This window comes from Eisenbergiella porci, from assembly GCF_009696275.1.
Taxonomy (GTDB): domain Bacteria; phylum Bacillota; class Clostridia; order Lachnospirales; family Lachnospiraceae; genus Eisenbergiella; species Eisenbergiella porci.
The window spans coordinates 78,926-99,884 of record NZ_VUMI01000009.1; the positions used below are offsets into that span (position 1 = coordinate 78,926).

Here is a 20,959-nt window from a genome sequence, read left to right on the forward strand (position 1 = left end):
ACCTTATTTATTTGGCCTGATGAGCGTATTATATACAGGCTATATGTTCGGCATTTCCCCGATGCTCAGTTTTTATTACGGGGCGGGGTGATAAAAGCCTGCCTGCGTTTTCATAAAGCCTCTGAAAATATCCCAAAGCTCCCGGCTCCAGAAATTCCCCTCATGGACTGCGCCGTCCACACAGATAAAGCTGACCTGGGCTCCGCATTCCTCCAGACGCTTCACCAGCTGCTCGCTTTGAGAAAAGCTGACAGTGGGATCGGCGCTTCCGTGGGCGATCATAAAAGGCACATAGCTTTTCCCCTCCTGCACATAGTTTATGGGGCTCATTTTTTTCAATAACTCTTTATCGAGAGTGCCTCCGCAGAAGAGTGTGAACAAAGCGGCGGCCTCCGAACGTACCTCAGGCTGGGGGGATTCAAGAAAAGCGGTCAGATCCGTGGGGCCGAAGCAGTCAATCACAGCGCATACGCTGTCTGAAAATTCAGGATATTCATCGGTTTTAAATTCCGGCATATCCCCTGTCAGGCCGAGAAGGAGAGCGGTATTTCCTCCGGAGGAGGTGCCGAAGGCAAGAACCTTATCCGGATCGATATGATACTGCTCTGCGTTGGCACGCAGAAAACGGATCGCTGTCTTGACATCCTGGAGGAATGCCGGCGCCGGATGGCCTTCTTCTATATTCCTGTGGGTAACGGATGCGACCACAAAGCCATCATCGGCAAAGCGGGCCAGCTGCGGGATTTCATAGTTGGTATCCGGGAAATGCCAGGCGCTCCCCTGGATGAAAACAATCAGCGGATACCGTTTTTCGCACGCATCCTCCGGTATCTGCGGCATGAGCAGATCCAGCGTGATATCCTTGCCGGTATGGGTGGAATAGACGATTTTGGGAGAGAGGACGGAAAGTCCTTTCAGGCTGGGGTTGCTTGCAATGTGAAGCATATATTTTTCCTCCTAGTTTAAATATTGGTATCGTGTTCGATAGATGAATTATACCACATATATTCTGAAATCCGCTATTGATACCGTCTGTAAATATGGTTTTCCCAATTGGTAAGATCTGCTTCGGGGTCAAAAATATCTGATCCCATGAGCAGCAGACGCCTTTTCTTTCTTTTTCCCTGCAATATCTTTTGTTGCAGATGCAGCCACATATCCATTTCCCTTTTCTACGTTTGTTCCAGAGGTAGGTAATAGGAATTGCGCGGAATGGCTTCCCATTGGCCATAATGTAAATTGTAAAATCCTGTAGATATATAACCTGTTTTTTTCTCTTCCCCTATTGTAATATGGAAAAAGAACGATATAATGGAAAATACTTGGTAATTTTGATTGAGAGGTATTGTAAGAATGAGGGGAAAAGCATTAAAAAAGAATCAGGTTGACTGGAGCGTATTTTTCAAGGCGGTGGTGACGATTGCCCTGCCCATTGCCCTGCAGAATTTCCTGTCTACAACGGCAAGTATGGTGGATACGATTATGATAGGCAGTCAGGGAGAGCTGTCGGTGGCGGCGGTGGGAATCTGTTCTCAGATTTCGTCACTGTTTTTCTCCTGCTATTTCGGGTTTGCGGGCGGTTCTCTGCTGTTTTTTTCTCAATATTGGGGCGCGGGGAATCATAAGGGGATTAATAAGACCTTTGGAATTTCCATGACCTGCATGCTGGCGGTGGCGCTTATCTTCGCGGTGACGGCGATCACAAGCCCCGGTTTTTTGCTGGGGATTTATACGGATAAGCAGAATATTATCCAGGTGGGGATTCCTTACATAAGGATCGTTGGTTTTGCTTATCCGCTGCAGGTATTTGCGGTTCTGATAAGCTTCCTGATGCGTTCCACAGAAAGGGTAAAAGCCCCTTTAATCAGCTCGATTCTGGCTCTTATCACTAACTTTATTTTGAACTGGATCCTCATTTACGGCCGTTTCGGCATGCCGAAGATGGGAGCGGCCGGTGCAGCGGTGGGAACTCTTGTTTCAGGAATCGTGAATCTGATTGTACTGCTCACCTTCCTGCTGCGGGATAAGAATACGTTGGTTCTTAAGCTCAGGGAGATGTTTGCATGGGGAGACGGATTCCTGAAAATATATCTGAACAAATGCTTTCCGATCATTTGCAATGAGCTTTTCTACGGAATCGGACAGATGCTGATAAATGTTGTTATCGGAAGACAAAATGAATCGGCCATTGCCGCCATGGCGGCCTTCCGTGTGCTGGAGGGCTTTGTATTTGCCTTTTTCGGAGGCCTGGCGGATGCCAGCTCCGTGGTGGTGGGCAAGGAGGTCGGCGCAGGACATCATATGAAAGGCTATCAGTATGTTAAGGGCTTTGCTCTTCTCTGCCCGGCCATTACCTTCTGTATCTGTGCCATCGGCCTGTCCTTTAATGCGCCCCTGCTTCGTCTTTTCGGCCTGGGGGCGGAAGCCATGTTTTATGGAAAATACATGATTATGATTTATCTGGCGGCGGGAACCATCCGTACGTGTAATTATATTATGAACAGCTGCTACCGCGCGGGCGGGGAATCCATTTTCGGAACCGTGCTGGAAATCGTATGTCTTTTTACCATCAGTGTGCCTGCGACATGGATTGCCGGCATGGTGCTGCATCTGCCTTTCCTGGCAGTGTTCGCTTTCCTGTATACGGATGAGTTAATCCGGCTGGTATTTGAGGTTTATTATACCAGAACAGGTAAATGGGTTAAGCCGGTTACGGAGGAAGGAAAGGCTGCAGTACAGCAGTTCCGGGAAGAACTGGCGGAGAGCAGAGGGTTGAAAAAGGCGGTGGAAAACTGAGGCGGAAACGGCCGGAGATAAAATAAAATTAATAAGATAACAGCGGTATGTCGGGAGAGTCTGACGTGCCGCTGTTTCTGTATTCGGAATAGATATAATGGGGTTCTTGTTTCAATCAAATAATTATACTATACTTTCAGGGCCGTATCCATGCTGTTAAAGAATATTGCAACGAATTACATAGATGCTTGTATGAATTTTTAATTGATCTGGCTTTTAATAGAAACAAATTATGGAAAAGGTCTTCTCAAAAACGGTCAACGACTATATAATCGCATTAACCAGATCGGTTAATGGATTCCACACATTTAACAGCGGCATAGTTTCTGTAGATAGTCGTATAAGATGTTTACAGGCTGCAAACGGGCCGACGTCCACAAGGCCGGATTGATGGCATATAAGGAAAGGAATTTCAATGAATCCCAAATTCTTTCAGTTACCTGAAGAAAAACAACAGCAGATTATCAACGCCGCCTATAAGGTATTTGCCGGGAATTCCTATAAGAAGGCGCCGATGTCTGAAATTGCTGACGAATGCGGCATATCCAAAGCGCTGCTGTTTCACTATTTTAAAAATAAAAAGGAACTGTATCTTTTCCTGTGGAAGCAGGCAGAAGAGCTGACCGGAAATGCTGTCCGGGAATTCGGAGTCATGGATACGACAGATTTTTTTGAAATACTGGAGAAAAACCTGCGGGTAAAATGTTCATTGACGAGAGTGTATCCTTATATTGGCGCCTTTTGTTTAAACGCCTATTATGAGCAGGAGGAAGAAATCAGAAAATGTATTCAGCCGGAATTTTCCCAGTTAAAACGGATGGGGGAAAAACATATTTTTGAACGGATGGACCTTTCTGTATTTCGGAAGGATGTGGATTTGGAACTGATGTATCAGGAAATTTTGTGGACGACGGAAGGTTATCTGTGCCGGAGATACCGCATGCAGGATGTTGATGCGGAGGAAATAGAAAAGGATTTTCTGAGACTTATAAAGCAGTGGAGAAGGATTTATTATAAGGCGCATTAATGGAATGCCTGCAATATTTCAGAGTAACGCAGAGTTATAATATTACCGGAAAACATATAGGATCGATGGTGTATCTGGAAAAAAAGAATTACGGGCCGCATAGGTTTTCGCTGCATGGGGAAGCGCCTGTAACACACAGATTGGAGCAAAAATGAAATTTCATGAGTTCGGAGACTGCGGGAATCCGCACATCATGCTGATTCATGGAGGCGGAAATTCCTGGTGGAATTATTTAAGGCAGGCCCGTGTCCTGTCTGAGAAATACCACGTCATTCTGCCGACGCTGGACGGGCATGGGGAAGAGTATCTGACCGAATATATTTCTACGGAGGATACGGCGGATAAGCTGATGGAATATATAGAAAAGAAATGTGGCGGCCATCTTTTTGCACTGGGAGGAGTGTCTTTGGGAGGACAGATCGTAATGGAGCTGTTGTCCCGGAAAAAGGATTTAGTCCAAAAGGCGGTGATTGACGGCAGTATCTGTTATCCACAGCCTGCTATGGCACGTTACTGCATAGCGACGATCCGTTTATGCGGGAGGCTGATGTTCGGGAAGACGGCATGCAGGTTCCAGCTTGCGGCAATGAATCGTTTTTTTCCCTCATCCATGCGTTATCCGAAGGAAATAGCAGGATATTACCTGCAGGACATGCCGCGTCTTCGTAAAGAAACGCTGTATGCGGTATACCGTACATATATGATGCAGTATACGCTGAAGGAAAGCGTCCGCAGCACAAATGCGGAGGTAATGTACCTGTACGGAGAAAAGGAAATGAAATGTGTCCGGGAATCGGCCCGGATGTTTGGGGAGTTGGTGCCCCACTGCAGGATATATGAAGCAAAAGGATATAATCACGGATATTTATCCGTATATCTGCCGGAGGAATGGCTGAAGCTGATTCTGCCTTTTCTGGAAGAACGGTAAAAAAAGTGAGTATTACTACAGGAGAATTGTATGGAAACTGCAGGCTGCTGTTTTTTTGACTTATTCTTTACATTAATTAAACCGGAATACTATCCTGATATGAGTGAGAACGAGGTGCTGGGTTTGAGCATTGAGGAATGGGAATCCTATGCAGAGGATAAAGCGCTGTACCTTGAACGGGCCGGCGGATTTGTCACGGAGGAAAGCAAAATCATAGAAGATATTACAATGCTTCTCCCCATGCAGGTTAATCCTTTTCAGAAAAAAGAGCTGCTGCGTCAGAGGAAAGCGAGAATGCAGCATGCGCTTATGAATGTGGACGGAAGAATCCTGGAAATGCTGGAGCGGCTGAAGCTGTCAGGCTGGAAGCTTTGTCTTATCAGCAATGCAGATGTGATAGATTGTATGTACTGGAAAGAATCCCCGCTGTTTTCCTGTTTTGATAAGGCGCTTTTTTCCTGCTGCGAAAGGCTTTTGAAGCCGGATGTCAGAATCTATCAAAGGGCAATGCAATATATGAATTGTACCCCGGAACAGAGCATTTTCATCGGTGACGGCGGTTCCGATGAATTGCGAGGGGCTGAAAATGCAGGGATGAAAACGGTTTTTACTGAATATCTGGAACGCAAACCGGAGGAGCGGCGGCGGGATCTTATGAAGGAGGCGGACTGGCATATTACAGATATCGCGGAGCTGCCAGGGATAGTCAGCAGGGGATAGTGGGAGAAAAAATCTTTAGTCCTGAGCCCGGTTTTGAACCTTGATTTCATTCTCCAGAAACTCTTTGATAAAAGGATAGTTTTCCTCATTTAATGAAGGCATAAACGCCATAAACCGGCATTTCTGGTAATGGGTGTCCTCCATATGGAAATCATAGCCCATCATACATTTCGGGTTGCAGTCGTCCGGATTTATGAGACGCTTGCAGGGAGATGCTTTTCTGATATCTTTTTTCATCTTTTCCGGGAGAGTTTCCAGAAAATTCTCATATACATTTAAGCCCTGGGGAAAAATCCTCATTTTTACGCCTGTTTTGCGGCATACGAAGGTTGCCAGAGTTTTCTTTGTCTGCGGCAGGATATAGGAAACAGTAAAGCCGCTTTTTGCTGTTTTGATTTCACATTTGCAGCCCTGCGCCAGAAGAAAATCGTTGATTTCGGAAGCGAGAGGTTTGCTGTTGTCATCTATGGTTTCAAGGAATGCGGGAAATTGATTATCGGCCATTTTGAATACTCCTTTTTGGTATGGGGTGCTGTGGGTACTACTACCAGTTTAATGACCTTTACTGTGTCAATCCTCTCAATTCCTGCACAAAAAAGAGAGCTGTATACCTGAAGCTGAGAAAAAACCAAACCGGCAGGGATACTGATTTTCATACCATATTTTGAGTGGCTTTTCAGTCGGTCAGCGGATAAAATAATATAGGATACATGAAAAATACCGTTTGCCGCAATTTTGTTTTTGAATCCCAGGAGGAAGGAAAATGATTCGATTTGCTGTTTTTACTGACCTGCACTATGACCACATTCCGGACGGAGACAGAAGAATAAAGGAGTTTCTGGAAACAGTCAGGCTGAAAAATCCTGATTTTATCCTGTCTCTGGGTGATTTGTGTTATCCGGCCGCTGAAAACAGAAAAGTTATTGACGTCCTTGAACAATCCGGCGTACCGGTGTATCATACAATCGGCAATCATGATACGGATCGGTATTCGCTTGAAGAAGTGATGGATTTTCTGAAAATAAAGTCATCCTATTATTCCTTCCTTATTGATGACGTTAAATTTATCGTCCTCAATACCTGCTATATCCGGGATGGGCAAAAATGCATTCCCTTCCTGAAGCGTAATTATGATAAGACAAAACAGGCTTATCCCTGGCTTCCGCAGGTGGAAGCGGACTGGCTTTTGCAGGAACTGGAATCGGAAGACTGCTATTATGTTGTGTTTTCCCACCACAGCCTGGTAAATGATTTTAGAGACAGGGGAATCGCAAACAGAGAAGCAGTCAGGGCGCTGCTTGAAAACCGAAAGGTTCTTTTCTGCATGAACGGCCATGATCATGGGGATGGCTGCACTATAATAAATGGAATTCCATATATTACACTCAACTCCATGTCGTATATCTGGCACGGTATGAAAGAACTGTACGCCTACGATGCAAAGACACATGAAAAATACCCTTCTCTCAAGGATATGATTTTATATCAGGAGCCGCTGCATGCGTTCGTTGAAATAAGTGATAAAGAGGCGCGTATAAAGGGTATGGATGGCCATTATCACACAATTACCCCGGAAGATGCGGAAATAGGCAGGACATGGAACGGTGTTTCCATTGAACCAAAGGTCTTATCCCGAACTGTGAAGTTACCCAGATAAAAGGAGAGGAAATATTTATGAATGGATTTCTGCTGCTAATCCCTTTTTTACTGATAAGGTTTGGCGTCCTTTCACATTTGGACAGGGCTGCGGTAAAACGCGCGGCTTTTTTCGCGCCGATGGCCGGAAAGGAAATTGCGGCATATTGGATATACCAGCTTTCCAGTGCCGCAATTTTTATCGTACTGTTTTTTCTTAAAGTGCCAATTGATTTTTCCTGGCAATTTTGGTCGGGGACGCTGTTCTATCTTTTGGGATTGGTTCTGTGCACTGCATCAGTGATAGATTTTGCAGCCCCATCCGGTGAAGGTCTGAACAAAAACGGACTTTACCGGTTCTCACGTAATCCCATGTATTTATCATATTTTTTACTGTTTATGGGCTGTGCCCTGCTCACGCATTCTGTGCTGCTTGGCGGAATCGTTATCATATTCCAGCTGTCTTCCCACTGGATTATTCTTTCAGAAGAACGGTGGTGCATTGGCAAATTCGGGGATGCCTACAGGCAGTATATGAAAAGGGTAAGGCGGTATATATAGGTACTTTTTCAGTTCCGGGGGCGCTCAGGATGTTAAGACCAGGGCGTCTTTTCCTGACATTTCCTGTTATTTTTCCATAATCATTCCTGGTTATCAGTCCTCAAGTACCCTTGAAAAGTTCAGGGAAGAAACGCCAAATACAATGGGGAACGATGTTGCTGCTGCGGGGTATTGGATTTTTATAAATTCCTGCGGAACTTAATGACAGCCATGCCGCCGGATTCGCAGTTTTTCAGTTCCAGCTGTCTACTGTGCGTTGTAACCACCTGCGCTGCGAACCAAAGTCCGAGTCCATTGTGTCCGTCAGAACTCCGCGCCGTATCATCACGCCACAGGCGTTCTGTCGCATGGTGCAGCGCGGCCCTGCTGAAGCCGGGACCTTCGTCACGCACGGTAATTTGCCAGCCGTTTGCCAGTATGCATCCTTCCAGATATACGCTGCCGCCTTCCGGCGTATGCTCAATGGCATTCTGCACCACATTGCCGAGAGCGCGAAGCAAATGGTCTTTTTGTATTCGGGCGGAACCCTCCAGGCTGTTTTGGCTGTGCAGAAAAATCCCGTTGGCTTGTGCAAGGGCGTTTGCGCTCAGGCAAAGCTCGTCAAACATGGCGGGCAGAGCGGTATTTTCAAACGTTTCGTCCGCATCGGATGAGGTTTCCAGAAGGCTGGCAACATAATGTTTTGCACGGTCGCTGTTTGATATGATGGTTTTTACCATTCTCTGGCAGTTCTCAGGCAAATTTTCATCCAGCAGAAGCTCCGCGTTTCCCCCTATCAGTGTGAGCGGAGTTTTCAGATCGTGGGCGAGTGCGGCTATTTCCGCCTCACGTTCCTGTTGGGCCGCCCATTGGGAGGACAGGGAGCTGTATAATGCTTCCCGCATATGTTCCATGGCGTCCAGCGCCTGATCATATTCCCGTATGCCCGCATGAGGGACTGTAAAATCCAGCTCCTGTGCGCCTACCCTATCACTCACTTCACCGAACAGCCTGAGCCTGGCGGCAAGGCGCCGGCGGAGCCGCAGGGTATTAAAAATCAGGCAGAACACCCACCCCGCGCCAAGCACGGCCAGCCACAGGTATTCAAAAGGAGGAAGCAGATTGCGCAGGATTGGATTTACAAATTCCGACCTGAAATACCATTGAATAATAACGGTACTCCCGTCCGCGTAGGTGCGACGCGAAACATGGACGTCATCAGGAGCCTGCAGAAAAAATTCTCTCAGAGTCTCCAGTTTCTTTCCTTCCACATTGCTTTCCAACACGTTACCGTCCGGTGCAAACAAAGCATATTCGGGCAGAAAATCCGCACCCGGGGAAATAAAGTTTTTTGTGTCTTCGGCCAGAATCCGCTCCGTCTGTTGATTGGAGACGTAGCCCTGGTAAATAATACCGGCGTTTCGAAGCTGCGTAAAGCAAAGCATCCATACCAGGCCGCACAGCAGCATGCAGCCGAGCATAACGACGGCAAAGCGCAGAAGAACGAAGGTAAGACTTACAGAACGCTGTTTTTTTGCCATTTATACCCCACCCCCCAGACTGTCTCAACAGGGCTTAATCCTTCGGCCTTCAGTTTGGCGCGGATATTTTTGACATGTTCCGCAATAGCCGACGGATCGCCCCCGGCGTCAAAGCCGAAAACTGCATCATATAATTGTTCTTTGGTAAAAACCTGTCCCGCGTGCAGGGCAAGGTGTTCACAGAACGCATATTCGCCCCTGGTAAGGGGCAGTGTGCGTTCTCCGGCAAAAGCCTCTTTTGCCTGCATGTCAAAACGTACGCCGCCCCGGTTCATGGTACGGACCGGACTGCGCGCCTCGCGCCGCAGATGGGCGTTTACCCGCGCGCGCAGTTCCGCGATACTGAAGGGCTTCTTAATATAATCATCGGCGCCCAGGCCAAAGCCCTGCACAAGGGCAGCATCTTCCGCCCTGGCTGTTAAGAACAGGATGGGGCAATCCACCTCATCACGGATACGGCCGCAAAGGGAAAAGCCATCCTCGCCGGGCATCATCACATCAAGCAGCAGCAAATCATACGCCTGACACCGCTCGGCCTGTACCGCCGCCGCATCCGGCTCAATATCCACCCGATGCCCGTCCTTCTCCAGGGCAGCGCGCACCAGAGCCAGCATTTCAAGATCATCATCAACAACCAACACCCTAAACATCAAATCCTCCTTATAATCCTCCTTGTTTTGCGGAGCAAAATGCGAGCCCAGGGCGAGCAGAGGATTTACCTCCTTGTTTTCCTCTATGTTTACTCCTGCACAATGTTGCCTTCCCATCTGTCAAACCACAGTACCGACAAAATAAGAACAGCCAAAGTAATAATTATCAAAGAAATTATCCCGGAAAAAACAGGAATATTCGAAAAGCCAAAGAGTTTTTTCAAAAACCTGACGCCCCATTCCCAGGGAATGAACGGCCAAATCTGATCGCCAATCGCGTTTTCAAAATAACCTGCTGATATTGTGCCTGCAATTCCTGTGAATGCCGAAATACCCGCCCCCAACCTGAAAGCAATGAATATGTGTAATAAATACAAAAATATATTGCCAAATAAAAAAATTATAAATATCAAAAGGTTAGAAGTATAATCCATTATACTGATGCCCAGAAAAAACCTGACTCCCACATAGAAGCACAGCTCATATAGTATCATACTTAAAGCAGACAAGAACATAAGAAAGAACAATTTCCCTAAATATACACCTTTTCGTGTTTCCGTTAAGCCAAGGGAATTTTGAATATTGCTTATATTTCTGTCCAGGTTAATCAAAACCGGCACCGCAATACCTGCAAAAACAGGGAAACATATCTGCAGTATAATAAAAAACAGCCTCACATCAGGAATAATATGATATCCCGCATACTTATAATAAACTAAAAATACCGCGGTAATCACGACCGGCAGTACCAAATGCAGTAAAATAACCGGTGTCCGTCTGATTTTGGTAAAATCGGAAATAAACTCCCTTATAACAGTCATTTACGATATACCTGCCTTTCATACCAAAAGGAAAATGAGACGGAAAGAACTGCCGCGGCCAACAGGGAAACCAATACCAGCAACAGACTTCCTCCCGGGCTCAGTATCAAACGTGAGCCTGTTTCCGCCAGTAATCCACTGGGCAGCACGCCAAATAAGGTAACCATAAACCTGGCGGGCCAGCTATAAGGGAAGAACCAGAACAAAGGCGTAAGGGAAAAGAACAAACCTCCCAAAGCGCAGGCAAACAGATTTATTAATGTGGAACCGACAAAACCGATTTTCCGGTCCAAAAATAAACAGAAGGGAACCTGCCATAAAAAGGAGAGCCACAGCAAACAATATCCTGCCACATAAAGCACGCTGCGCCCAAGTGCTGCCCGGATGCCTGAAAACATGCATTCAGAGATCACAGTGATGAACGACAGCAACAGAGATATTATCAAAAGGGTAAGCGCAGTTAAAATAATTTTAGAAATAAATGTTTTCTTCAGGTCAACAGGCAGACTGTAAAGCGTCCTGTATCCATGCTTTTGCTCTTTTTTATTTGCCAGATGGCATAAAATAGTAACGGATAAGCAGGCAACCGGCATACACCAGTTACACACGACAGAACTGGAAAAACCGCCCATGCCAATGCCGATAAAAATAAAAATCACAGACATTAAGATTAAACCTGCCGGAACCAACAGGATGAGTTTCCTGAACAGGGAACGCCTGAATTTCAGGTTTTCTGCTTTCATATAGGTAATAATCATCAGGCCTCACGCTCCTTCCTCACAATATCCATAAAAAGTTGTTCCAGATTTTCACCCGTATCAATTGCATCCTGATACAGAAGCGACCCATTGTATATGATTCCAATATCATCAGCAACCTGCGCGACCTCGCTTAAAATATGGCTCGATACGATGACAGACATCCCGGACGCCGCAAATTCCCGAAGCATACGCCTTAATTCTTCAATGCCGAAAGGGTCCAGCCCGTTTGTGGGTTCATCCAGGACCAATAATTTCGGATGATTCAGCAGTGCCAATGCGATCCCCAGTCTCTGTTTCATTCCCAGGGAAAAATCTGAGGCCTTTTTGTTTTTGGCATCCGTCAGGTCCAGTTTCTGTAAAACGTCATCACAATTGTTCACAGGAATCCCCATAAGCGTTGCCCTCACTTTTAAATTTTCAAAAGCTGTTAAATTCTCATACAGCGGTGGAGATTCGATTAACGAACCGATATTTAGTAAATCCTTCCGGGTCCAGGGGTGATCGCTGAAAAGTATTTCACCGGAATCAGGTGTGATAATACCTGCGATCATCTTTAACAGAGTGGATTTTCCAGCCCCGTTCGGCCCTAATAAACCGTAGACGGAATTTTTCCTGACAGACATGCTTAAATCTTTTACGGCACGGGTTTTTTTAAAGCTTTTGAAGACATGATTGGTTTTTAATATATATTCGGACATCTTTTTCCTCCATTTCTATTCAGCCGCCGGCAATAGACTGTATTCCCAAAGAAGCGGCGCTTTTGTTTCGGTGCTTTTATGGTAACAGTTAATTTTAAGGATTTTATAAAGAAGCAGATATTTTTTTGAAAAAATATCAGGAAGCAGTACGGATAGTGTAATCGCACAGGACCCTGCAACGGAGTGTATGGTATTGAAAAGTGCATGTAACCGTTCAGGCTCATCTACACTTTTATGAGGGAATTCCTTATGCGGAAAATAATGGCGGGAGAACGTTGCATTTTGAAAAGAAATCAGGTAAATTAAAAGAAAAAACGGAGCATTGCCAGATGCGTTCCGCAGGCCGGAGAAGCGATGGAAAATAAATGCGTAATTAAAAACAGTAAAACAGTCGATTTATTCTTATTTATGGGACAGTCAAATATGGCGGGCAGAGGGATTGTTTCTGAAAAATGGGCGCAGCCGGCGCCTCAGATTATGGAAGGGGCAGGATATGAATACCGGGCAATATCGGCCCCGGATAAGCTGTATCCGCTGACGGAACCGTTTGGAAGGCAGGAAAATGCGGAGGATGGGATTAATGACGGCAATATGAAAACAGGTTCTCTTGTTACAGCTTTTGTGAATGCCTGCTATCAGAAAACGGGAGTTCCCATTGTGGGTGTTTCTGCGTCCAAGGGCGGCTCATCCATTCTGCAGTGGCAGCCGGGCACACCTTATTTATCAGATACGCTGCGGCGTCTGGCAAAAGCCAGGAGATTTCTGGAGAAGGAAGGGATTTTTATCCGGCATACATTTATGCTGTGGTGCCAGGGAGAGACAGATGGGGATCATCATATGACTGCCGGGGATTATCAAAGCTATTTTATGCAAATGTGGGAACGTATGAAAATGGAAGGCATGGAGAGATGCTTTCTCATACGGATTGGAAGATATAACGGTGCGGAGAAAATCAGCTATGAGGATATCAGACAGGCGCAGGAAGCCCTTGCCCAAAAGGTCCCGGAGGTGGTAATGGTGTCCCGTAAATTTGCGGAAATGAAGGCGCGCGGGCTGATGAAGGATGAGTTTCACTATTATCAGCAGGCATACAATGAAGTAGGCATACAGGCAGGTGAAAATACAGCGGAATATATCAGGATGGAATCAGGCTTGTGAACGCAGGAGCCTGGTTCTGCCGTCTGCGGCTGGCTGGTTAAATTAAAAAAGCTGTGGAGGCATAAAGCTGTAAAAGGACAAAGCTATAAAAGAATAAAGCTGTAAAAGCCCAAAGTCTATAAAAGTCCAAAATCTATAAAAGTCTTAAGTCTATAAAAGTTGTAAAATGTCAAAACCAAAATGCTTGACACATGGATAGAAGAATGTCAGAATAGAGTTACTTTCAGGAAGCGATCGCTTCTGTAATTTCTTCTACATAACATTTCTGATTTCATCTTCTGTGGATTTATTTACTTTATCTTGCTATATTTCAAACTTTCTTTTATAATATTCTTATAAAAATCCCTTTTGATATTTTATTATGATTTGGTTTGCGGAAGCGGTTTTTTCCTGAAAAATCTTAGGTTCAAGGAGAAAATCTGCCATGCACACAAATGAAGCAGTACTGGCCCGCAAGCCCCAGAAGGCGTATAAGGACCGCATGTTCCGGATGTTATTTTCGGAACGGAAAGATTTACTGGAGCTGTATAACGCATTGTGTCAGAAGGATTATACGGATCCGGACGCATTGGAAATCACCACACTGGATGATGTAATCTATATGGGGATGAAGAATGATGTTTCCTTTCTTCTGGATGGAAGAATGGGTTTATTTGAACATCAGAGCACCTTTAATCCCAATATGCCGCTGCGGGGATTATTTTATTTTTCAGACCTGTATAAACGCTTCTTCCATGATCGTTTAATTTATTCCACCAGGCTTTTGAAGATTCCTACGCCGGTATATGTTGTCTTTTACAATGGGGAACAGCAGCTGCCGGACGTTTCGGTTTTAAAGCTGTCGGATGCGTTTATGCAGGGAGCGGATATGGCCTGTCTGGAGGTACGTGTCCGTATACTGAATATTAATGAGGGGCATAATGCGGAATTAATGGGACGGTGCCGGAAGCTAGAGGAATATGCCATATTTATAGGATGCGTGAGAGAGTTCCTGAAGTCTACGGAACCGGCGGAAGCAATCCGGAAGGCAATGGAACTGTGTATTGAGAAGGGGATATTGGCCGTTTTTTTGAGTCAGAGGAGGGCAGAGGTAATGAATGCGCTTTTAACGGAATATGACGAAGAAAAGGTGATGAAGAGCCTGAGTAAGGAATTTTATGAGGATGGCTACGAAGATGGACGGGAAGCTGGGCTGGCGGAAGGGTTAGCAGAAGGACTAGCGGAGGGGTTAGCAGAAGGAATACACGCTTTTGTAAGCTATAACCTGGAAGTTGGTAAGCCTGGGGAACAGATAGTCAGTGAAATGATAAAGATTTTTTCTCTGTCAAAGGCACAGGCGGAAAAAAATTTTGCGGAGTTCACGGAAAGTTTCTGTTGAAAAGTATGTGAGAAGTATATTGAGGAATATGCCATTTTTTGAGTCAGAGGAGGGCAGAGGTAATGAATGCGCTTTTAACGGAATATGACGAAGAAAAGGTGATGAAGAGCCTGAGTAAGGAATTTTATGAGGATGGCTACGAAGATGGACGGGAAGCTGGGCTGGCAGAAGGGCTGGCAGAAGGACTAGCAGAAGGAATACACGCTTTTGTAAGCTATAACCTGGAAGTTGGCAAGTCTGGGGAACAGATAGTCAGCGAAATGATAAAGATTTTTTCTCTGTCAAAGGCACAGGCGGAAAAATATATACAGCAATGAGTTATGGAATAGATTAAAAAGCTAAAATGGCGTATCCCAGGTTTGCTGACAGGGAGGCCGTTTTTCACAAAAGGAATGCCGGGCATAATGTCCGGCATTTTGACTATACGGGAGAACTTTTTTATTTCCGCGGGCAATGCACCAGGCAGCCATGCTTGCATGGATATTTGGTGACTGCCGCGAGGGGTGCTATGTGCCAGTGGCACATGTTTTGCACCGACCGAAGCGGAGCGTAGACCAAATATCCCGCTGCCTTGCAGTGCTGCAAGCTTGATATTCAATTGTTTACCGCGGGGGATTCGATTGCCCCTTTTCAATGAGGGAACGCAGCAGCTCAGGAGCGGCCTGTGAGTATAATTTCCCGTCCCATTTCATACTGGGTCCATTTGCACAGTTTTTCATACAGCCGGTGAGGCGGTAGGAAAAACCGCCTTTGGCACTGATTCCGCCGTTTTTTACCTGATAATTTTTTTCTATAAAAGCATGGAGACGGGCGCATTCCCGTTTTTGGCATCTGGGGCCGGCACAGAGCTCAAGGCTGTGCGGTGCAGTTTGAGTTCGAAGGCCGGGACAGCGTTTGAGAATTGCCGTCAGTATAGCCGGACGGATGTCAAGCTGCGCGGTGATTTCCTCCAGCGCGCAGGCCGGGATGCTGCCGCCGTTTTCGGCCTGGACCTCGCGCAAAAGCTCAATGAGAGCCTGCTGATCCTGGGATACGTTCTGACCTCGGTAATATTCGATTGCTTCTGTTAAGTTCCAATCTGCTTCCATAAAAATTTCCTGTCATCTGTATTTTATGTTATCTGTATTGCGTGTTGAATAGTGTTTCCTAAGCGAGGTCATTCTATTACACGCAGGCTGATTTAAAAAGGTGAAAGCAATGGCTTTTTATCATATGGATAGGGCTGTCAGGCAGGTCGATGCCTGGTGTAACAACTGGTTATTGCACTACGTATCGTGTAAAGAAACTGAACAGCTATGTTAAGTGAAGCGTCTCACGTAAGAACGGAGACGCTTTCTCTTTTGATTAACTGGGTGGACATGGAGATTTTCAGGTATTCCTTTTTGTTATCGGCAATCCGGTCCATCAGGCGCGCAATGGCGGCGGCGCCCAGCTCCTGCTTGCGGACCCGCATGGTGGAGAGGGACGGGACCATCATATCGCAGAGCGGCATATCGTCAAAACCGATAATGGAAATATCCTCCGGCAGCCGGAAGCCGCGTTCCCGGAAGGCCTTCATGGCGGCGGCGGCAATGATGTCGTTATCCGCAAAATAAGCATCCGCCAGCTCCGGATCCGCATCCAGAACCGTCAGCATATCCTGATAGCCTTCCTCAGCCGTAGGGGAAATGGCGTGGACGTAAGGATGAGAGGTGCTGATACCGTTTGTACGCAGCGCTTTATAATAGCCGTCGGCGCGTTCCGCAAAGTTGCTGATTTCCAGATTGGAACGCAGGTAGCCGATTTTTTTATGACCGCATTTAATCAGGTAGCTGGTGGCATTGAAAGCTCCCTGAATATTATTGATCAGTACGCAGTCGTATTTCAGCTCATCATAATAACAGTCAAGTACCACAATCGGTACGGGAAAATCCCTGAATTTTTTGAAATCCTCCCTTTGCATTTCCGTAGCCAGAAGCAGAATGCCGATGCAGTCCACCTCCTTCAGTGATGCGAGCTGGGCGGAAATATCCATATTTTCATAAAAATAGGAAATATGCAGCACGCAGTTCTGACGGCGGCATTCCTGGGTAATGCCTTCCGTCAGCTGGGAAAAGAAGGGCGTATCGGCCGCTATTTTTCCATGTTTTTTATAATTGATTAGCTGAATGACTCTGGAAGAGGCGGAAGCGGGCAGGGCGCTTTTGGGGGTGTAGCCGTATTTGGCCGCCGTGGTTAAGACAAGGTCCCTGGTTGCTTCGCTGATTCCCGGTTTGTTGTTGAATACCATGGAAACGGTTGCGGGAGATACGTTGATGAGTTGAGCTAATTCCTTTGCTGAAATTTCCATTGGGGTCTCCTGGCTGTTAAATTTATTATTTAATTTTAATACGCCTTTTAACAGAAGTCAAGGGCGGCGCTTCCAGCATCGGCTGTGAGGGGGACGGGGGCTGCGGGGGTCCGGGCTGTGGGGAGGGGAGGGGCTGGGGGAGGTGGTTTCTGTGTCGTTCCGGCCGGGGCTGCTGTGGGGTGTTTTGTGTTCCAGTTTCAAAAACGGCGGTGTTTCTAACTGTTCCGTCAGGTCAGGCTTCTGCCAACGCGGCCAAAACTCCTCACGCAGCGACTTGGGAGTCGGCTGCGTTCGTCAGACAGGCCGCTAAGGGCGGCAGAATCCTGGCCTGGCGGAGCAGTAAGAAACATCGCCGTTTTTTCATATGGAACACAAAATCACCCCACAGCAGCCCCGGCCGAAACGACATAGAAACCACCTCCCCCAGCCCCTCCCCTCCCCACAGCCCGGACCCCCGCAGCCCCGTCCCCCTCACAGCCGATGCTGGAAGCTGGGGGTATTAGTAGCGGGAGGTAGGGGCGTTTGGAAAAAAATAAAATTTAGTAAATTAAGATAGTGAAATGGCTTGACAATTTAATTAATATTCAATAATATTAAGCTAAAGTTAAACAAATTAATTTCGAATTTAATTAAGTTTAACTGTAGAGTTATTGGTTGGTTTGGGGTGAATTTGGAGGCTTTGGATGGCGTCTTATGCGCGGGTGCGCGGAAGGGAGAGAGTATGAAGAAAATTAAAATTGGGTTTTTGCCTACGAGGAGGAGTATTTTCAGTACGCCGGATGCGGTGAAGTATGCAAATCTTACGAGGGAGAGGCTGCGGGAGCTGGGGGTGGAGTTTGTGGATATTGTGGATGTGAATGAGGAGGGGCTTTTTTATGATGAGGGGGATCGGGAGAGGATTCAGGAAAAGTTCAGGGCGGAAGGTGTAAAGGGGATTTTTATTCCGCATTGTAATTTTGGTACGGAGTATGTGTGTGCCAGGCTGGCTAAGGAGATGGGGCTGCCGGTGCTTTTGTGGGGGCCGCGGGATGAGAGGCCTGATGAGAATGGGGTGCGGCTTCGGGACAGTCAGTGCGGGTTGTTTGCTACGGGGAAGGTGTTGAGGCGGTTTCAGGTGCCGTTTACATATATGACGAATTGCAGGCTGGGGGATCCGGAGTTTGAGAGGGGGATGAGGAATTTCCTGGCGGTTTGTAATGTGGTGGATGTGTTCCGGCATACGAGGATTCTGCAGATTGCTCCCAGGCCGTTTGATTTCTGGTCCACGATGTGTAATGAGGGGGAGCTGTTGGAGCGGTTTAATATTCAGCTGTCACCGATTCCCATGCCTGAGCTGATGGCGGAGATGGAGAGGGTGAAGGAAGAGGGATGCGAGGCCGCGAAGGTGGTGGAGTATTGTAATAGTAATATGTGTGTGAAGATTAAGCCGGAGGAGCTTGCAAATGTGGCGGCGCTGAAGGTTGCCATGAAGAATCTGGCCGGGAAGTATGGGTGTAATGCCATTGCAATTCAGTGCTGGAATGCCCTGCAGGGGGAGATTGGGATTATGCCCTGTGCTGCAAATTCTCTTTTGAATGAGGAGGGGATTCCGGTGGTGTGTGAGACGGATATTCATGGGGCGATTACCGCTGTTTTGGTGGAGGCTGCGGGAATGGATGAGAACAGGAGCTTTTTCGCGGACTGGACGGTGAGGCATCCGGATAATGAGAACGGAGAGCTGTTGCAGCATTGCGGGCCCTGGCCGATTTCCGTGGCGCAGGAGAAGCCGGTTATCGGTTATCCTCTGGCCTTTGAGCATCCGGGCGCGGTGGAGGCGCAGGCAAAGCTGGGTGAGATGACGCTGGCGCGTTTTGACGGGGATAACGGGGAATATTCCATGCTTCTTGGAAATGCAAAGGGCGTGGAGGGGCCGTATACCAAGGGAACCTATGTGTGGGTGGAGGTTAAGAACCTGAAGCGTCTGGAGGCTAAGCTTGTGGAGGGGCCTTATATTCATCATTGTGTGGGTATCCATGCAGATGTGGTGCCGGTGCTGTATGAGGCGTGCAAGTATATGGGTGTGAAGGCGGATCTTTATGATGACAATCCGGAGGAAGTAAAGGAAGCGTTTTGTCAGGCAGGAGTTTTATGAAAGGTTAAGAGGAGAATGGGCATGGATGAGATGAAAAAACTGGCGGCACTGGCCTATGAGCTGCGTGAGGATGTGGTGAATATGGTGGTGGAGGGAAAGGGCGGACATATCGGCGGGGATATGAGCGTCATGGATATTCTGGTGTCGCTTTATTTTAAGGAAATGAATATCAGTCCTGAGAATCAGGAGTCTGCTGACAGGGATCGTTTTATTATGAGCAAGGGGCATTCGGTGGAGGCTTATTATGCGGTGCTGGCCAGGAAGGGTTTTTTTCCAAAAGATGAGGTGATGCGGAAGTTTTCCAGATTTGGCTCGCCTTATATCGGGCATCCGAACAATAAGCTTCCGGGGATTGAGATGAATTCCGGTTCACTGGGGCATGGGCTTCCGGTGTCGGTGGGGATGGCCCTGGCCGGGAAAATGGATCACAGGGATTACCGGGTATATACCGTTATGGGAGACGGCGAGCTGGCGGAAGGGTCTGTATGGGAAGGCGCTATGGCGGCTTCTCAGTATAAGCTGGATAACCTGTGCGCGGTGGTGGACCGCAACCGTCTGCAGATTTCGGGAAGCACGGAGGATGTGATGGGGCAGGACAGCCAGGAGGAGCGTTGGGCGTCCTTTGGCTGGAACGTGCTCAGCGTGGACGGCAACTGTATGGAGGAGCTGTGCGGCGCATGGGCGGCGGCAAGAGCCTGTAAGGGGCGGCCTACGGTGGTGATTGCCAATACGGTGAAGGGCTGTGGTTCCGCAGTGATGGAAAATAAGGCGCCCTGGCATCATAAGGTGCCAGGGGAAGAGGAATATGCACAGATTATGAAGGATTTGAAGGAGAGAAGGGAGGCCCTTTGTCATGAATAAAATACCGAACAGACAGGCTATCTGTGAAGTGCTTATGGAAAAGGCGGAAACGGATAAGGATATTGTGGTGCTTTGCAGCGATTCCCGGGGAAGCGCTTCGCTGGCGCCTTTTGCCGCCAAATATCCGGAGCAGTTCGTGGAGGTGGGTATTGCGGAGCAGGATTTGGTGAGCATTTCCGCAGGGCTTGCCAAATGCGGGAAAAAACCGTTTGCGGCTTCTCCTGCCTGCTTCCTTTCCACAAGAAGCTATGAACAGGCAAAAATAGACTGCGCTTATTCGGATACCAATGTGACTCTGGTGGGAATCAGCGGCGGCGTCAGCTATGGGGCGTTGGGAATGAGCCATCATTCCGCGCAGGATATTGCAGCCATGTCCGCAATCCCAAACATGCGGGTTTATCTGCCAAGCGATCGGTTCCAGACGGCAAAGCTCATTGAGGCGCTGCTTCAGGATACCAGGCCTGCCTATCTGCGTGTGGGGAGAAATGCGGTGGAGGATATTTACAGCGAAAATAATATTCCGTTTGTGATGGATAAGGCTACGGTGCTGGCTGAAGGGACGGATGTGCTTCTTGTGGCCTGCGGGGAGATGGTGCGTCCGGCCCTGGATGCCGTTGCGCTGTTGAAGGAGCAGGGGATCAGCGCTGGGCTTCTGGATATGTATTGTGTGAAGCCGTTGGATAAGGAAGCGATAGTGGACGCGGCGGGGAAGGTGAAGGCTGTGATCAGCGTGGAGGAGCATGCGCCCTTCGGCGGCCTTGGTTCCATGGTGAGCCAGGTGGTGGGCAGTGCCTGTCCCCGCCGTGTGATCAATATGGCGCTGCCGGATGCACCGGTGATTTCGGGAACCTCTCGGGAAGTGTTTGACTATTATGGGCTGAATGCGGAAGGCATTGCGGCAAAGGCGGCGGAGATTTTAAAGGAACTGTAATAGACTAAGCGGTTCTTTCACAGTTACCAGGCAGCTATGAAAATTTGGGAGTTT

At 47.5% G+C, this 20,959-nt stretch carries 21 protein-coding genes; 12 read left to right on the top strand and 9 right to left on the bottom strand.

Annotation, left to right across the window (positions count from 1 at the left end; all coding sequences use genetic code 11):
- Positions 1-75: 75 nt before the first annotated feature.
- On the bottom strand, positions 76-945 hold the full coding sequence (locus FYJ45_RS07640; protein WP_154464124.1) for an alpha/beta hydrolase: 870 nt from the start codon (positions 943-945) through the stop codon (positions 76-78).
- A gap of 408 nt (positions 946-1,353) precedes the next feature.
- Between FYJ45_RS07640 and FYJ45_RS07645 the strand changes: the two genes are divergently transcribed.
- From FYJ45_RS07645 to FYJ45_RS07660, 4 genes are all read left to right on the top strand, one after another.
- On the top strand, positions 1,354-2,796 hold the full coding sequence (locus FYJ45_RS07645) for an MATE family efflux transporter (protein WP_154464125.1): 1,443 nt from the start codon (positions 1,354-1,356) through the stop codon (positions 2,794-2,796).
- Positions 2,797-3,211: 415 nt separating this feature from the next.
- Positions 3,212-3,823, top strand: coding sequence for a TetR/AcrR family transcriptional regulator (locus FYJ45_RS07650; protein ID WP_154464126.1), 612 nt, complete (start codon positions 3,212-3,214; stop codon positions 3,821-3,823).
- A 151-nt stretch (positions 3,824-3,974) separates the two neighbouring features.
- Complete coding sequence (locus tag FYJ45_RS07655) at positions 3,975-4,751, top strand: alpha/beta fold hydrolase (protein ID WP_154464127.1); 777 nt, start codon at positions 3,975-3,977, stop codon at positions 4,749-4,751.
- A gap of 30 nt (positions 4,752-4,781) precedes the next feature.
- Complete coding sequence (locus tag FYJ45_RS07660) at positions 4,782-5,471, top strand: HAD family hydrolase (RefSeq protein ID WP_154464128.1); 690 nt, start codon at positions 4,782-4,784, stop codon at positions 5,469-5,471.
- A gap of 15 nt (positions 5,472-5,486) precedes the next feature.
- Here the strand turns inward: FYJ45_RS07660 and FYJ45_RS07665 are convergent, their stop codons facing one another.
- The gene (locus FYJ45_RS07665; RefSeq protein WP_025488665.1) at positions 5,487-5,975 is read right to left on the bottom strand and encodes a hypothetical protein; all 489 of its coding nucleotides are present in this window, start codon (positions 5,973-5,975) and stop codon (positions 5,487-5,489) included.
- A 259-nt stretch (positions 5,976-6,234) separates the two neighbouring features.
- Between FYJ45_RS07665 and FYJ45_RS07670 the strand changes: the two genes are divergently transcribed.
- Positions 6,235-7,128: a metallophosphoesterase family protein gene (locus FYJ45_RS07670; RefSeq protein WP_154464129.1), complete on the top strand. Its 894-nt coding sequence runs from the start codon at positions 6,235-6,237 to the stop codon at positions 7,126-7,128.
- Between the two features lie 17 nt (positions 7,129-7,145).
- Positions 7,146-7,667, top strand: coding sequence for a methyltransferase family protein (locus FYJ45_RS07675; protein ID WP_154464130.1), 522 nt, complete (start codon positions 7,146-7,148; stop codon positions 7,665-7,667).
- A gap of 179 nt (positions 7,668-7,846) precedes the next feature.
- Here the strand turns inward: FYJ45_RS07675 and FYJ45_RS07680 are convergent, their stop codons facing one another.
- The 5 genes from FYJ45_RS07680 to FYJ45_RS07700 all read right to left on the bottom strand — a co-directional run bounded on the left by FYJ45_RS07680 (position 7,847) and on the right by FYJ45_RS07700 (position 12,117).
- Positions 7,847-9,187 carry a sensor histidine kinase gene (locus FYJ45_RS07680; protein WP_154464131.1) on the bottom strand — a complete coding sequence of 447 codons (1,341 nt, stop codon included), beginning with the start codon at positions 9,185-9,187 and terminating at the stop codon, positions 7,847-7,849.
- Positions 9,163-9,837 carry a response regulator transcription factor gene (locus FYJ45_RS07685; RefSeq protein WP_154464132.1) on the bottom strand — a complete coding sequence of 225 codons (675 nt, stop codon included), beginning with the start codon at positions 9,835-9,837 and terminating at the stop codon, positions 9,163-9,165. The genes FYJ45_RS07680 and FYJ45_RS07685 overlap by 25 nt, the downstream gene beginning before the upstream one ends.
- A gap of 89 nt (positions 9,838-9,926) precedes the next feature.
- Positions 9,927-10,658 (bottom strand): lantibiotic immunity ABC transporter MutG family permease subunit, encoded by a 732-nt coding sequence (locus FYJ45_RS07690; protein ID WP_154464133.1) that lies wholly within the window; start codon positions 10,656-10,658, stop codon positions 9,927-9,929.
- Positions 10,655-11,416 carry a lantibiotic immunity ABC transporter MutE/EpiE family permease subunit gene (locus FYJ45_RS07695; protein WP_154464134.1) on the bottom strand — a complete coding sequence of 254 codons (762 nt, stop codon included), beginning with the start codon at positions 11,414-11,416 and terminating at the stop codon, positions 10,655-10,657. The genes FYJ45_RS07690 and FYJ45_RS07695 overlap by 4 nt, the downstream gene beginning before the upstream one ends.
- Positions 11,416-12,117, bottom strand: a complete 702-nt coding sequence (locus FYJ45_RS07700; RefSeq protein WP_154464135.1) for a lantibiotic protection ABC transporter ATP-binding protein — start codon at positions 12,115-12,117, stop codon at positions 11,416-11,418. Before FYJ45_RS07700 ends, FYJ45_RS07695 begins: the two co-directional genes overlap by 1 nt.
- Positions 12,118-12,471: 354 nt before the next feature.
- On the opposite strand from FYJ45_RS07700, the gene FYJ45_RS07705 reads away from it, so the two are divergent.
- The 3 genes from FYJ45_RS07705 (at position 12,472) to FYJ45_RS07715 (ending at position 14,970) form a co-directional block, all read left to right on the top strand.
- Positions 12,472-13,275 carry a sialate O-acetylesterase gene (locus FYJ45_RS07705; protein WP_154464136.1) on the top strand — a complete coding sequence of 268 codons (804 nt, stop codon included), beginning with the start codon at positions 12,472-12,474 and terminating at the stop codon, positions 13,273-13,275.
- Positions 13,276-13,699: 424 nt separating this feature from the next.
- Entirely contained in the window at positions 13,700-14,653 is a 954-nt protein-coding gene (locus FYJ45_RS07710) for an RpnC/YadD family protein (RefSeq protein WP_154464137.1), read from the top strand.
- A gap of 62 nt (positions 14,654-14,715) precedes the next feature.
- Positions 14,716-14,970 (top strand): hypothetical protein, encoded by a 255-nt coding sequence (locus FYJ45_RS07715; protein WP_154464138.1) that lies wholly within the window; start codon positions 14,716-14,718, stop codon positions 14,968-14,970.
- Between the two features lie 285 nt (positions 14,971-15,255).
- Here FYJ45_RS07715 and FYJ45_RS07720 read toward each other — a convergent pair whose 3' ends face one another.
- Together FYJ45_RS07720 and FYJ45_RS07725 are read right to left on the bottom strand one after the other, a co-directional pair.
- The gene (locus tag FYJ45_RS07720; protein ID WP_154464139.1) at positions 15,256-15,741 is read right to left on the bottom strand and encodes an NADH-quinone oxidoreductase subunit NuoE family protein; all 486 of its coding nucleotides are present in this window, start codon (positions 15,739-15,741) and stop codon (positions 15,256-15,258) included.
- A gap of 224 nt (positions 15,742-15,965) precedes the next feature.
- Positions 15,966-16,982 carry a LacI family DNA-binding transcriptional regulator gene (locus tag FYJ45_RS07725; RefSeq protein ID WP_154464140.1) on the bottom strand — a complete coding sequence of 339 codons (1,017 nt, stop codon included), beginning with the start codon at positions 16,980-16,982 and terminating at the stop codon, positions 15,966-15,968.
- A 721-nt stretch (positions 16,983-17,703) separates the two neighbouring features.
- On the opposite strand from FYJ45_RS07725, the gene FYJ45_RS07730 reads away from it, so the two are divergent.
- From FYJ45_RS07730 to FYJ45_RS07740, 3 genes are read left to right on the top strand one after another with little or no spacing between them, the layout of a single operon-like run.
- A complete protein-coding gene (locus FYJ45_RS07730; protein WP_154464141.1) occupies positions 17,704-19,113 on the top strand; it encodes an L-fucose/L-arabinose isomerase family protein in 1,410 nt (469 codons plus the stop codon).
- Between the two features lie 30 nt (positions 19,114-19,143).
- Positions 19,144-19,974, top strand: coding sequence for a transketolase (locus tag FYJ45_RS07735; RefSeq protein ID WP_154464170.1), 831 nt, complete (start codon positions 19,144-19,146; stop codon positions 19,972-19,974).
- A complete protein-coding gene (locus FYJ45_RS07740; protein ID WP_154464142.1) occupies positions 19,967-20,905 on the top strand; it encodes a transketolase family protein in 939 nt (312 codons plus the stop codon). Before FYJ45_RS07735 ends, FYJ45_RS07740 begins: the two co-directional genes overlap by 8 nt.
- Positions 20,906-20,959: the final 54 nt, after the last annotated feature.